At 66.8% G+C, this 13,495-nt stretch carries 9 protein-coding genes; 5 read left to right on the top strand and 4 right to left on the bottom strand.

From position 1 onward, the window contains the following. The 4 genes from ACCC94_RS21800 to wecB all read right to left on the bottom strand — a co-directional run. Positions 1-665: DUF4434 domain-containing protein (locus ACCC94_RS21800; RefSeq protein ID WP_413351634.1), on the bottom strand; the 665-nt coding region annotated here is incomplete at its 3' end. Continuing rightward, positions 665-3,850, bottom strand: coding sequence for an NfrA family protein (locus ACCC94_RS21805; protein ID WP_413351635.1), 3,186 nt, complete (start codon positions 3,848-3,850; stop codon positions 665-667). The genes ACCC94_RS21800 and ACCC94_RS21805, both read right to left, overlap by 1 nt. Beyond that, positions 3,847-6,021: a cyclic di-3',5'-guanylate-activated glycosyltransferase NrfB gene (nrfB, locus tag ACCC94_RS21810; RefSeq protein WP_413351636.1), complete on the bottom strand. Its 2,175-nt coding sequence runs from the start codon at positions 6,019-6,021 to the stop codon at positions 3,847-3,849. Before nrfB ends, ACCC94_RS21805 begins: the two co-directional genes overlap by 4 nt. Continuing rightward, a complete protein-coding gene (gene wecB / locus ACCC94_RS21815) occupies positions 6,018-7,172 on the bottom strand; it encodes a non-hydrolyzing UDP-N-acetylglucosamine 2-epimerase (protein WP_413351637.1) in 1,155 nt (384 codons plus the stop codon). The genes nrfB and wecB overlap by 4 nt, the downstream gene beginning before the upstream one ends. A gap of 255 nt (positions 7,173-7,427) precedes the next feature. Here wecB and ACCC94_RS21820 point away from each other — a divergent pair, with 255 nt between their 5' ends. From ACCC94_RS21820 to ACCC94_RS21840, 5 genes are all read left to right on the top strand, one after another. Continuing rightward, positions 7,428-8,279 carry a LysR family transcriptional regulator gene (locus ACCC94_RS21820; protein ID WP_413351638.1) on the top strand — a complete coding sequence of 284 codons (852 nt, stop codon included), beginning with the start codon at positions 7,428-7,430 and terminating at the stop codon, positions 8,277-8,279. Positions 8,280-9,086: 807 nt separating this feature from the next. Then, positions 9,087-10,142: a putative 2-aminoethylphosphonate ABC transporter ATP-binding protein gene (locus tag ACCC94_RS21825; protein WP_413351640.1), complete on the top strand. Its 1,056-nt coding sequence runs from the start codon at positions 9,087-9,089 to the stop codon at positions 10,140-10,142. Position 10,143: 1 nt separating this feature from the next. Continuing rightward, positions 10,144-11,859 carry a putative 2-aminoethylphosphonate ABC transporter permease subunit gene (locus ACCC94_RS21830; protein WP_413351642.1) on the top strand — a complete coding sequence of 572 codons (1,716 nt, stop codon included), beginning with the start codon at positions 10,144-10,146 and terminating at the stop codon, positions 11,857-11,859. Positions 11,860-11,969: 110 nt separating this feature from the next. Beyond that, a complete protein-coding gene (locus ACCC94_RS21835; RefSeq protein WP_413351643.1) occupies positions 11,970-12,995 on the top strand; it encodes a putative 2-aminoethylphosphonate ABC transporter substrate-binding protein in 1,026 nt (341 codons plus the stop codon). Positions 12,996-13,306: 311 nt separating this feature from the next. After that, on the top strand, positions 13,307-13,495 hold a 189-nt coding region (locus ACCC94_RS21840; protein WP_413351644.1), incomplete at its 3' end, for an FAD-dependent oxidoreductase.

Here is a 13,495-nt window from a genome sequence, read left to right on the forward strand (position 1 = left end):
GCGTAGGCCTGGGTCACGCGCTCGGGCAGCGCGCCGGTGCCGGCGCCGTCCTGCCACCAGACCTGCACGCCGAGCCCGGCGATCTGCTCCAGCCAATTGGCATAAACCTGCGGCGCCAGCTTGCCGCCGGTGAAGGCGCTCAGTTGCAGCGGCGCTTTCAGCTGGCCGGCGAAATCCTTGAGCTGGCGCTGCAGTGCCTGGCGGCGCTCGACGGCCTGGAAGTTCCAGTCGTCCAGCTCCATGGGCAGGTACCAGGCGGAAACCGGCAGATTCCACTGCTCGCTGACCTTGCGCTGCTGCGCCAGGGAGCGGCCGAGCTGGTGTTGCCAATAGGCTTCCAGGCCGGGCGTGTCCAGCTCGCTCTGGCGCTGGTAGTAGGCCGGGTCCATGTACAGGCCGAGGACCAGTTGCAGGCCACTTTCGTGGGCGCTTTTCAGCGAGCGCGCGAGCCAGCCGTGGGCGCCGCCGAAGTCGGAGTCGCCATAGGCAGTCCATTGCACGATCAGGGTCTTCGCACCCTGGGCCGCGCTGGCACGCCAGACCTGCTGCCACTGCGCCTCGCTGAGGGACGCGTCGACGTTCAGCGGTTGGTAGAACAGGCGCTCATCGGCCTGGGCCACGGCGGCGGAGCAGAGCAGCGCGAGGGCGAGAATCAGGCGTCGCATCAGAAGTTCACCTCGAATCCCACCAGCCAGCCGTTGGCCTGTTCATAGAGATTGCCGGCCATGCCCAACTGGTACTCGGTGCGCACGGTGACATGGGCGCGATAGGCGTTATAGCGGTCCTCGCCGTACCAGTATTGCCAGCGCAGGCCGACGCCGCTGCGCAGGTCCTGGCGCCAGTCGTTGCTCGGGTCCTGCGCGGAGAACTCGGCAAAGCCGTAGGGCATGATCGTCTGCGGCGAGTCCACCGGCAGCTTCCAGGTGTGGCCCTGCTGGTAGCGCGAGACCCACTGGTGGTCGCCTGCGTGGGTCCACCAGGCCAGGTCGGTATAGAGGAAGCGCTCGTCCCAGTCGCTCTCGTCCACACGCCAGTCGTTGCGGTACTCGCCCTGGTCGAGGAAGGACGCTGTAGCGCGCAGCAGGAAGTCGGTGGAGGTCTGACCGTACTTGTCGCGCTGGCGCACATAGCGCTCGAACTTCTCGGGTGTGCCGATCTCGTGCCAGCGGATACCGTCGAAGGCATCGTCGGCGCCGCCGTCATTCTTATAGGTGTTCTGCTTGTAAAGCTCGCCGTAGAGGTTGAGGTTGTAGTCGCCGAAGGGCTTGTAGCGCAGGCCGAAACCGGCGGCGAGGGTCTGGGCGTACTGCTTGCGCCCTTCGTTGCCCGCAATCGCCCGGCCGTACACCGACAGGGTGCTGCCGTTGCGGGTCGGCTCCTCGCCCAGGGCATGGTCCCAGATGAAGGTCTGCAGGTTCTGCGATTGCGCGCGGCGGCGGTTGCCGGTCTGGTTGTCGCCATTGAGGATCGGCACCGTGGTGACGCCGGCGGGCGACCAGGTGCTGGCGATGGTCAGGTTGTCGCGCTGCGACAGCACCTGGTGCGCGCGGCGCTGGCGGAAGCGGCGGGCTTCGAGGCTGCCGTATTCGTCGTCGGCGGCCACCGGGTCCTGTTCCAGGTCGATCACCCGGCGCAGCTCGCGGCGGGCGGCGAAGCTGTCCTCGGCTTCGTCATAGCGCCAGGCGAGGGTTTCGCCCAGGCGGAAATCCTCGGGGTAATCGCGAGTGGCGCGCTCCAGGTAGGGAATCGCGGTGCGGCGTTCCTCCGGCGTATCGGTGCCGGCCAGGCGCATGCCGTAGTCGGCGCGGAAGCGCGGGTTGTCCGGTTCGCGGCGTACCGCCTCGGCCAGCCAGCGTTTGCTCTGCTGCTGGTCGCCGGCCTTCTGCGCGCTGCCGGCGGCGTTGTAGAAGTGCTGGCCGTTGGGCTCGTGCTGCAGGGCTTCGCGGTGCCGGGACAGCGCCTCGGGATAGTCGCCACGGGCATCGGCGATGTTGGCGCCGAGCGCCCAGTCGTCCGCGCTGCCTTTCTTCGCCTGCTGCCAGTAGCGCTCGGCGCCGGCATTGTCGTGGGTGAGCAGAGCGGCGCGGCTGGCGGTGAGGCGGGCGTTGTCGTTGAGCTCGCTGGCCGGCAGGGCGTTGAACACCCGCAGCGCGCCGGCCGGGTCGCCGGAGGCCTCCAGCGCATAGGCCAGCGGCAATTGGCTTTGCTTGTCGCCTCGGGCGATCGCGGCCTGGTAGTAGACCACCGCTTCGCCGGGACGGGCGGGCATGGCGCAGCGGCCGAGGGCGCGCAGTTCGCCGGGGGTGTTGGAATCCGGGCTTAGGTAGCGTTGCAGCGCATCGCAGCGCCCGGCTTCGGCGAGGCGGCCGAGCAGGTAGCCGCGCGAGACCGGGTCGGCCTTGGGCAGCAGGGCTTCGATGCGCGCGACATCCAGCGGCGTGTCGCTGCGCGCATGGATGCCGGCGAGACGTTGCAGCAGCGCAGGCGGCAGATTGCCGCCGCGGCGGTCGTAGGCGCTTTCCAGCAGTTGCTTGGCTCGTTCGGTACGCCCGGCATTCAGCGCGAGATAGCTGGCCTGGTCCAGCGCCTTGAGGTCGCCGGTCTGGCGATAGCGCTGCTCCCAGAGTGCCGCCGCTTCGCCGGTGCGGCCACGGGCCTGCAGCAGCTCGGCGCGCTGGCGCAGGGTCTCAGGCGTCTGCGGCTGGCGTGACAGCCAGGCCAGCGCCAGATCGGTGCGCCCCTGGCGTCGCCAGGAGTCCACCAGCTGGTCGCGACGGGCGGTGTCCCAGGGTTCGGGCAGCCGGGTGTTTTCCAGCAGGTCGGTGGCGTCCAGGCGCTGGGCCAGCACCAGCCAGGTCTTCGGATCGTCCGCAGGTCTGCATTGCTCCAACTTGGCCAGGGCCGCCACCTGGTCGTGGCGCGACAGCCATTCGGTGGTTTCCAGGCAGGGGCGGTTCTGCTCGTCGCTGAGCTTGGTCACCAGCGGGGCGTCGGCGCTGTCGCGGGCAACCTCCAGCAGTTGCGCCCGGCGGGTTGGGTCGTTGCGGTCCTGTTCCGGCAGGGTCAGCAGCCAGCGCTTGGCCACTTCGGTCTGCTCGACGGCGATGGCGCGATCGATGATCGCCAGTCTTGCCTGGCGCGCCGCGTTGGCATCGGGCGCCTGCTGGATCAGCTGTTCCAGTGGTTTCTCTTCCAGGCGCTGCGCATAGGCATTGGCCAGGCGCCGCCAGTCCTCGGCCGAGAGCTGGTGGGCAGCGGCCAGCGGGGCGAGCTGGGCGATGGTGGTGTCCCAGTCGCGCAGCTGTTCTGCCCAGTTGGCGCGGGCTTCACGCAGCACGCGACCGTCATTGCCCGGCGGCAATGTCCCGAGCCAGTCCAGCGCCTGGGCGGCGCCCTGGGTCTGGCCGAGCTTGAGGCTGTAGGCCTGCCACAGCCGCACACGCTCGTTGGCGTTGCTGGTATGGGCCAGCCACTGGTTGACCTGGGCTTCGGGGGGCGGGCCGTTCTCGATCAGGTCCAGGCGCAGTTCGGTCAGGGCTTGCGCGCCGGCGTCGGTGCCGGCCAGCGCCTGGGCTTCCTTCTCGGCTTCGGCGAAACGCTGCTGCTTGGCCAGGGACTGGATCAGCAGGGCGCGGGCCTCGGTGTTGTTCGGCACGCGGCCCAGCAGGTGGCGCATCAGGCGTTCGACTTCCGCCCAGTTGTTCTTCTTCGCTTCCTTGTAGCCCTTGTCGAGGTAGGGGAAGCTGCGAAAGCGCTGGAACTCGCTGAGCTGGTCGTCGGCGGCCTGCGCCAGTGGCGCGGCGATGCTCGCCAGGATCAGGCCGTAAAGCAGGGTTTGTTGCGGTTTCACACGGCCTCCCGGGTGATGCGATAGGCCTCGTGCTGTTCGCTGGCCTGTTCCTGGAGAGCTTCCTCGAGCACCTGCTGGGTGATCATGCCGCGCTTGATCAGGTGTTCGCCGAGGGAGTCCTGCTCCGGGTCGAAGTCGATCAGGGCCTGGTTGAACAGGCTGGGCGGCACCATCCCGCGCACCTGCAACAGGGAGCCGAACATCACGACGTGCCCGCTGAGGCGCTCCATCAGGGCTTCGTCGCCCTGGCGTTGCCTGAGCACATCAATGATGGCGCGGGTTTCGTCGGTCTGGTTGCGCCCCCCGTACCAGTGGCGCAGGCCGAGGGTGACGCGCCCCTGGGGAGCCAGGCGGCCGCGTACCGGGCGCTTGAGCTGACGGCTGATGGCGCCGAGGGAGACCTGGCTGATCTGCTGTTCGCTGGCCAGGACCAGCGTGTCGCCCTCGATGGCCACCGGCAGCACCGCGTAGCGCAGTGCGAGCTTGCGCGGCAGCGCCTGGATCAGCTTTTCGTCGAGGGTGAAGGGGTTGAGCGGCGCCCATTCCTCGCCCAGTTCCTCGGCCAGGGTTTCCACCAGCTGGGTGCTGGTGATCAGCTCGCGCAGCAATAGCTCGCGGCCCAGGCGCCGGCGCACCGGGCTGGTGAGTGCCGATTGCAGCTGTTCCTCGGTGATCAGCCCCTGCTGGATCAGGCGCTGGCCCAGCGGCGTGCGCTGCGGGCCGGCGAGGGCGGGGAATTCGTGGGTGGTCTTGTCCCAGGCCACCCGGCGCGAGTCGCCCATTTCCATCACCTGCTTGAGGGCGCGCAGGTTGGCGAAGAAGTTGACGAAGTTGCTCCACATCATTCGCGGCGCCGACAGCAGCCCCTCGAAGATGCCGTAGAAGCGGGTGACGAACCAGAAGCGCTGGAACAGCCGGTTGAGCAGCATCAGCCCATTGAGGAACAGCAGCACCACCAGCAACCGGCTGCCCTCCAGGATCGACGGGAAATGCCAGGCGTTGGGCGCCAGGGTGGTGATCAGCCACAGGGTGATCAGCACCAGGAACAGCAGGTTGACCAGGAAGCTCAGCAGGTAGGCGATCAGCCCCCGGCGGTCGCGCCAGAGGAAGTAGTTGAGCATGGTCTTGCTGCTCCAGCCCAGGTTGCGCGTGCCCTGGAAGACGATCCCGGTGATCCACCGGGACTTCTGCCGGATGGCGTGCTGCCAGGTGCGCGGGAAGTGCTCGCGTACGCAGATGACCTGGGAGAAGCGCCGGTCCATGCCCGGCACCCAGTCGCTTTTCAGCGCCAGCTGCGGGTCGGTGATGGAGTAGCGGGCGAAGATGCACTTCATGCCCTTCTGCTTGAGGCGGAAGCCGATGTCGTAGTCCTCGGTGAGACTCTGCACATCGAAGGCGATGCCGTCGCCGTCTTCCAGCAGCGCGGCGATGGCGCGGCGGCTGAAGCAGGTGCCGACGCCGGCACTGGGCACCTGGCCGGTCAGCGCCTCGCGCACCGGCACGTCCTTGCCATGGTTCTCGGCGAACTCGTCGACGTAGTGGCCGGCGGTGAAGCCGGTCCACTCCGGGGCGTAGGGGTAGACCGGGATCTGGATCAGGTCCTTGGCCGGCAGCAGGTAGTTGAACAGGCGCAGTTCCAGCGGCGAGATGACGTCCTCGGCGTCATGCAGGATGAAGCCGGAGAACTCGATGCGGGCGTCGGCCTCGAAGCGCAGGATGGCGTCGATGATGTTGTTCAGGCAGTCGGCCTTGCTGGTGGGCCCGGGGCGCGCGCAGACCACCTTGTGCACGTTGGGGTAGTGCAGGCACACCGCGTCCACATCCGCCTGGGTCTGCGGATCGTTGGGGTAGGTGCCGACGAAGATCTGGTAGTTCTCGTAGTCCAGGGTGGAGGCCGCCAGGCGGGCCATTTCGCCCACCACGCCGACCTCGTTCCAGGCCGGCACCATGATCGCCAGCGGCTTCTCCGGGGCGGCGAAGAGACGTTCCTCGTCGGCCCGGTCGAAGCGGTTGTAGATGCGGAAGCGCCGCACCAGTACCCGGCCCCAGTACACCAGGTCGATGAACAGGTCATCCAGGCCGAGCAGGAACATCAGCGCGGCCAGGATGATCGCCAGGTACTTCAGGGCATAGAGAACGTAAGTGAGGATATCGACCAGTTCGAGGCTCATTCGAACTCGCTTGCTGTGCGCGTTTCACCGAACCAGGAGAGCAGCCGGGCAACGATCTTCTCGCTGGCATGCCCGTCGCCATAGGGGCTGAAGACCCGGCTCATCTGCTCGTAGACTTCCTCGTCGCGCAGCAGGTGGCTGGCTTCGCTGACGATGCGCCCGGTGTTGGTGCCCACCAGTACCACGGTACCGCCTTCCAGCACGGCCGGGCGCTCGGTGACGCGGCGCAGTACCAGCAGCGGCTTGCCCAGCGCCGGGGCTTCCTCCTGGATGCCGCCCGAGTCGGTGAGGATGATGTACGCGCGGTCCATCAGCCAGACGAAGTGCTGGTAGTCCTGTGGCGCGATCAGATGGATGTTCGGCTTGTCCGAGAGCAGGCCGTAGACCGCCTTCTGCACCTGCGGGTTGAGGTGTACCGGGTAGACGAAGTCCACGTCGGGGAAGCGCTGGCCGAGTTCGGCCAGGGCCAGGCAGATGCGCTCGAAGCCCTTGCCGAAGTTTTCCCGGCGGTGGCCGGTGATCAGCACCAGGCGGCGTTCGCCGGTGAACTTCGCCAAGGGCGAGTCGGCAGCGGGTTTCCATTGGGTTTCGCGCAGGTGCTCGCGCATCCACAGCAGGGCGTCGATCACCGTGTTGCCGGTGACCTCGATCTGGTCGATGTTCACCCCTTCGCGCAGCAGGTTGTCACGCGAGGCCTTGGTCGGCGGGAAGTGCAGGTCGGCGATCACCGCGGTAAGGCGGCGGTTGGCTTCTTCCGGCCAGGGCTGGTGGATGTTGCCGGTACGCAGGCCGGCCTCCACGTGCCCCACCGGTATCTGCCGGTGGAAGGCGGTGAGGGCGGCGATGAAACTCGTGGTGGTATCGCCGTGGACCAGCACGATGTCCGGGCGATGGCGGTCGTAGCTGTCGTCCAGCTTGCCCATCATCTGCACGGACAGGCTGTTCAGCGTCTGGCCCTGGGTCATGACGTCGAGGTCTTCGTCGACCTCCAGTTCGAAGGAGTCCAGCACTTGCTGTAGCATCTCGCGGTGCTGGCCGGTGGAGCAGATGCGCAGCTCGATTTCCGGGGTGCGGCGGAGGACGCGGGCGAGGGGCGCCATCTTGATGGCCTCGGGACGGGTTCCGAAAACCATGGTGACTTTGTACTTCATCAATTGCTCCTTGGGCGCGCCCTTGTGAGGCCGCCTTCGGTTTTCCATGTGGGATTTTTCCAAGGGCAATGAAAGTCGCTCAACCCCGGGCTGTCCAGCCGCAATGCGGTCTGCCAGTGATACAGGTCAGGTATATTGACCTTTATCGGCATTCCGTCGCCCCGCTGCAGGCCCCGTCGTCAGCGGGCTGGCGCCGCATTTCCGACGTTGTGCAGGAAAATCATTGGCAAATTTTTCGAGAGGCCGGTCACGTAGATGCTCAGCGCGGAACTGAAAGCTTTTTATCGGGTTGCAAAGCTCGGGAGCATCACTCAGGCGGCAAAAAAGCTCGGTCTCAGCCAGCCGACCGTGACCACCCAGATCCGCAATCTGGAAAGCCAATACGCGGTGGAACTGTTCTATCGCGGCGGCCGCCGCCTGACGCTCAGCGACGAGGGGGCGCGCCTGCTGCCGATGGTCGAGGCGCTGCTGCAGCAGGAAGCCGACATCGAGTTCTACCTGCGCAACTGCGGGCAGATGCAGGGCGCGCTGCGCATCGGCGCCACCTCTCCTTATTACGTGCTTGGCCTGATCAAGAGCTTCCGCGAGCGCTTCCCGCAGATCGAGGTGTCGGTGGAGATCGGCAATTCCCAGCAGGTGCTCGAATCGCTGATCGAATGCCGGGTGGACCTCGCCGCTTCCTCGCAGCAGGTGGATGACGCGCGCCTGACCCGCGTGGTGCTGGGCAGCGATCCGCTGGTGCTGGCGGTGCACCGCAGCCATCCGCTGGCGGCGCTGCAATCGGTGAGCCTGGGCGACTTGCGTAGCCACTGCCTGTTGATGCGCGAGGCGGGTTCCACGACCCGCCAGCTGACCGAGGCGATGTTGCAGCAGGCCGGAGTGACGCCGGCCTCCATGCTGGAGATCGGCAGCCGCGAGTCGATCCGCGAGGCGGTGATCCGCAACCTGGGGGTGAGCATCATCGCGCGCCAGGAAGTGCCGGATAACCCGCAGTTGTGCGTGCTGGAGATCAAGGGCGCGAGCCGGATCGACGAGTACCTGTATTGCCTGAAGGATCGGCGGCAGGCGCGCTTGCCGAGTGCTTTCCTGGCATTGGCGCAGGTGTAGAACCGATTTGCGTGTAGGAGCGGACCTTGTCCGCGATGCACTTGCTTGCGGTTGGGAATTCCTGCGCCGCTTAGGCATGCTCGGATGTTATGGGTTTCGCCCCCTCGGGCGACCTACTTTGGCAAACGCCCCAAAGTAGGCAAAGGGCTTGCCCCGGACATCCGGTTTTTCGCTTGGGGCGAAAAATTCCCTCGTTGAATTGGAGTTTCAGGGGCACGCCGCGAAGGGCCGTCCCTGGCCCATCGCGGCTCTCGCGGCATCCATGCCGCTCAACCCCTGAAACTTCACTTCAACGAGGCCTCCTGAACGGGGCGTTCGGCGCATGCGGATGTTTTTCTGGAAGCCTTGCGGAGCCAGAGCCGGCTTGGCTCGGGGGGCTCTTCGTAGGAGCGAGCTTGCTCGCGAACCGCCTGGCACCGCTACTTACCTAGAGGAGCGGACCTTGTCCGCGATCGGACTTCCCCTCCCTACCGAAGTCAGAGCGAAGCACGAACGTAGGATGGCGTGGAGCGCAGCGATACCCATCAATTCCCGGGCTGGGTATCGCTGCGCTCCACGCCATCCTGCTAAGTGTTCGCCGGATAGGACGGCGGGGTGCGGTTCGCGAGCGAGCTCGCTCCTACGGATGTCCGCCAAAAGGCCATCACTTCCCAAATATTTTCGCCCCCATACCAAAATCTGCCTATGGATCTATCGGCGCACTTGGCCCTCCAGCAATAGTCCCGTCGCAATCGCTCCCTAGCATGGACCTCGTTCCTTCACGCCACGGCTCATCTGGCGTGAACCCCAAGAAAACGAGGTACCGCCATGCATCCCACCCTCGCCGGCACGCCGCTAAGCGTGCGCCACATCCGCAAGCGCTTCGGCCAGTTCGTCGCTCTCGACGGCGTGTCGCTGGACGTCAAGGCCGGTGAGCTGGTCTGCCTGCTCGGCCCCTCCGGCTGCGGCAAGACCACCCTGCTGCGCTGCATCGCCGGTCTCGAACAACAGGACGGCGGCACCCTGCACCTGGGCGATCGCGATGTGTCGAACCTGCCGCCGCAGGCGCGGGACTACGGCATCCTGTTCCAGTCCTACGCGCTGTTCCCCAACCTGACGGTCGAGCAGAACATCTCCTATGGATTGACCAACGCATCCAGGGACGAGGCCCGCCGTCGCGTCGCCGAGATGCTCGAACTGGTCGGCCTCGCCGGCAGCGAGAAGAAGTACCCCGGCCAGCTTTCCGGCGGCCAGCAACAGCGCGTCGCCATGGCCCGTGCGCTGGCGCCGAGCCCCTCGCTGCTGCTGCTCGACGAACCCATGTCGGCGCTGGACGCCCGCGTCCGCGAGCACCTGTGCGGCGAGCTGCGCCAGCTGCAGAAGAACCTGGGCATCACCACCGTGATGGTTACCCACAACCAGGACGAGGCCATGCTGATGGCCGACCGCATCGCGGTGATGAACCACGGGCGCATCGAGCAGTACGGCAGCGCCCAGGAAATCTACAGCGCCCCGAGCACGCCCTTCGTTGCCGAGTTCGTCGGCCAGGGCAACTGGCTGCCGTTCGAGCGCGGCAGCGACGGCCACGCCCGCGTCGGCGGCCTCAACCTGCGCCTGCATAGCCAGGCGCCGAGCGCGTCGGGCCGGTTGTTCTGCCGCCCGGAAGCGATCAGCGTGAACCCCGCGGTGCACCAGGAAAACCTGTTCCGCGCGCAGATCCGCGAGATCACCTTCCTCGGCAACCGCTGCCGCATGAGCTTCGAGCTGGAACAGCTGCCGGGCCACGCGCTGCTCGCCGAGCTGGCTCCCGAGGACATGCCGCGCCTGGGCACCCCGGACATCTGGGTGTCGCTGCCGCCGCGCAGCCTGCAGGTGTTCGCCTGAGATGGAAGCCGTGGTGAAGCACAGTCCGGCGCTGCCCGTTGGCAGGATTCGCGGCGATCTGGGGGATCGCCTGTTCGTCCGTGGCGGCAAATACCTGCTGCTGGTCCTGCTCGCCCTCGCGGTGCTGATGCCGCTGCTGGCCATCTTCTGGCGCGGCTTCAGCGGCGAAGCGGGGCAGGGCGGCGGCCTGACGGCCATGGGCGAGCTGCTGCGCAGCGACAACTTCCACTGGCTGCTGGGCAACAGCCTGAAGGTCTCGGTCAGCGTGGCGTGCATCGTCGTGCCGGCAGCCTACCTGTTCGCCTACGCGCTGCAACGCACGCTGATCCCGGCCAAGGGCCTGTGGCGCGGGATTTCCCTGCTGCCGCTGCTGGCGCCGTCGATGCTGCCGGGCATCGCGCTGATCTACCTGTTCGGCAACCAGGGCCTGCTGCGCCACCTGCTGCCGGACAATATCTATGGCTTCTGGGGCATCGTCCTGGGCGAGGCCATCTACACCTTCCCCCACGCGCTGATGATCCTGCTGTCGGCGCTGTCGCTGGCCGATGCGCGCCTGTTCGACGCCGCTTCGAGCATGGGCGCCGGGCCCTGGAAGGCCTTCCGCAGCATCACCTGGCCGGCTTCGTGGCAGGGCGTGTTCGCCGCCTTCTGCCTGGTGTTCACCCTGACCATCACCGACTTCGGCGTGCCGGTGGTGGTGGGCGGCGACTACCAGGTGCTGGCGCTGGAAGCGTACAAGGCGGTGGTCGGCCAGCAGCAGTTCGGCCGTGGCGCGCAGATCGGCATGATCCTCCTGCTGCCGGCGCTGCTCAGCTTCGCCGTCGACACCTGGCTGCGCCGTCGCCAGGGCGACGCCATGAGCGGCCGTGCGCAGGTCTACCATCCCAAGCCGTCGCACCGCCGCGATGCCGCCTTCCTTGCCATCGTCGTGCTGATCAGCGCGGTGCTGCTGGGTGTGCTGGGCATGGCCGTGTACTCCTCGCTGGTGAAGTTCTGGCCGTACAACCTCTCGCTGTCGCTCAACCACTACGACTTCAACACCACCGCTGGCGGCGGCTGGCTGGCCTACCGCAACAGCCTGACCCTGGCCGTGTGCACCGCGATCATCGGCAGCGCGCTGATCTTCACCGGCGCCTACCTGATCGAGAAGACCCGCGAGCAGCGCTGGCTGAGCCAACTGCTGCGCATGCTGTGCTTCGTGCCGATGGCCGTGCCGGGCCTCGTTCTGGGCCTGGGCTACGTGTTCTTCTTCAACCTGCCGGGCAACCCGCTGCATGTGTTCTACGGCAGCATGGCGCTGCTGGTGGTGTGCACCATTGCCCACTACCTGACCACCGCGCAGATGACCGCCACCGCCGCGCTGCGCCAGCTCGACGGCGAATTCGAGGCCGCCGCGCTGTCGCTGAAGATGCCGCTGTGGCGCCACTACCTGCGCGTCACCGTGCCGATCTGCCTGCCGGCGCTGCTGGACATCACCCGCTACCTGTTCGTCTCGGCAATGACCACGGTCTCGGCGGCGATCTTCCTCTACAACCCGGACACCATCCTCGCCGCCGTCGCCGTGCTGAACATGGACGACTCCGGCAACGTCGGCGGCGCCGCCGCCATGTCCACCCTGATCCTGCTCACTTCCGCGGCCGTGTCGCTGCTGCTGGCCGGCGCCTCGCGCGGCCTGCTGCGCCGCTCCCAGGCCTGGAGGAGGGGCGCGAACCCGTAACACCGCTGGACGCTGTCGCCCGGTGCCTGTGCCCTTTCAGGTCTGCTGCCGGGCTCAACCCCTGACAAACCCGCCCTGAGCGGGAGACCCACACTGCCAAGGAGCTCCACATGTTCAAACGTCTTGCCCTCGCCGCCGCCGTGGTCGCCGGTTTCGCTGCACAGGTCCACGCCGCCGACACCGAGCTGACCGTCTACACCGCCCTGGAACCGGAACAGCTGACCGCCTACAAGCAGGCCTTCGAAGCCGAGAACCCGGACATCAGGATCAAGTGGGTGCGTGATTCCACCGGCATCGTCACGGCCAAGCTGCTGGCCGAGAAGGATCGCCCGCAGGCCGACGCCGTCTGGGGCCTGGCCGCTTCCAGCCTGGCCATCCTCGACCAACAGGGCATGCTGGAGAAGTACGCGCCCAAGCACCTGGACGCCATCGGCAAGCACTACCGCGACCCGGCCAACCCGCCGGCGTGGGTCGGCATGGACGTCTGGGCCGCGACCATCTGCTTCAACACTGTGGAGGCTGAGAAGCTGGGCCTGGAGAAGCCGGTGAGCTGGCAGGACCTGACCAAGCCCGAGTACAAGGGCAAGATCGTCATGCCGAACCCGGCTTCCTCGGGCACCGGCTTCCTCGACGTCTCCGCCTGGTTGCAGACCTTCGGCGAGAAGCAGGGCTGGGCCTACATGGATGCGCTGCACGAGAACATCGGCCAGTACGTCCACTCCGGTTCCAAGCCGTGCAAGCTGGCCGCCGCCGGCGAATTCCCGATCGGCATCTCCTTCGAATACCCGGCCGTGCAGCTCAAGCGCCAGGGCGCGCCGCTGGACATCGTCCTGCCCAAGGAAGGCCTGGGCTGGGAAATCGAAGCCACCGGCATCGTCAAGGGCACCCAGCATGAAGCCGCGGCGAAGAAACTCGCCGACTTCTCCGCCAGCCCGAAAGCCATGGAGCTGTACAAGGAAAACTTCGCCGTGCTGGCCCAGCCGGGCATCGCCAAGCCGCAGACCGAACTGCCGGCCGACTACGAGCAGCGCCTGATCAAGAACGACTTCGCCTGGGCCTCGAAGAACCGCGACGAGATCCTCGCCGAGTGGCGCAAACGCTATGACGGCAAGTCGGAGAAGGTCGCGCAGAAGTAAGGCTCGGCTGAAGTTCGTCTGTGGTTCGGCGCTGGCGGCTCCCTCTCCCCAACCCTCTCCCTGAAGGGAGAGGGGGCTGTTCGGCGTGTTGGTTCGAGGTTGCTGAAGTCCTGTTGGCCCATAGGGCGACACGGGCCGCGACAACGGATATTTCAGTTCCTCGCTGACCACGCCTCCAGGCTACGCGAGCAGTTGCCTGAATGCCCGACGTCGCAGGATGAACCCGGAATTCTTCTCGGCAGAGGAGGGCTCCCTCTCCCTTCAGGGAGAGGGATGGGGAGAGGGGCTCTTCGCCACGCAGGATATTCCCCATGACCCACACCCACTGCGACGTCGCCATCGTCGGCGCCGGCATCCTCGGCCTTTCCCACGCTTACGCCGCCGCCCGCCGCGGCCTCTCCGTACGCGTCTTCGAGCGCACCGCCACGCCCCTGGGCGCTTCGGTGCGCAACTTTGGCCAGGCGTTGGTCACCGGCCAGCCGCCGGGCGTGATGTCGGAC

The organism is Pseudomonas sp. Pseusp97 (genome assembly GCF_047304025.1).
Taxonomy (GTDB): Bacteria; Pseudomonadota; Gammaproteobacteria; order Pseudomonadales; family Pseudomonadaceae; genus Pseudomonas.

What these genes read in the sequence shown, in the direction of transcription:
- nrfB (WP_413351636.1), bottom strand. Translation starts at nt 6,021, where the DNA reads ATGAGCCTCGAACTGGTCGATATCCTCACTTACGTTCTCTATGCCCTG.
- wecB (WP_413351637.1), bottom strand. Translation starts at nt 7,172, where the DNA reads ATGAAGTACAAAGTCACCATGGTTTTCGGAACCCGTCCCGAGGCCATC.
- ACCC94_RS21820 (WP_413351638.1), top strand. Translation starts at nt 7,428, where the DNA reads ATGCTCAGCGCGGAACTGAAAGCTTTTTATCGGGTTGCAAAGCTCGGG.
- ACCC94_RS21825 (WP_413351640.1), top strand. Translation starts at nt 9,087, where the DNA reads ATGCATCCCACCCTCGCCGGCACGCCGCTAAGCGTGCGCCACATCCGC.
- ACCC94_RS21830 (WP_413351642.1), top strand. Translation starts at nt 10,144, where the DNA reads ATGGAAGCCGTGGTGAAGCACAGTCCGGCGCTGCCCGTTGGCAGGATT.
- ACCC94_RS21835 (WP_413351643.1), top strand. Translation starts at nt 11,970, where the DNA reads ATGTTCAAACGTCTTGCCCTCGCCGCCGCCGTGGTCGCCGGTTTCGCT.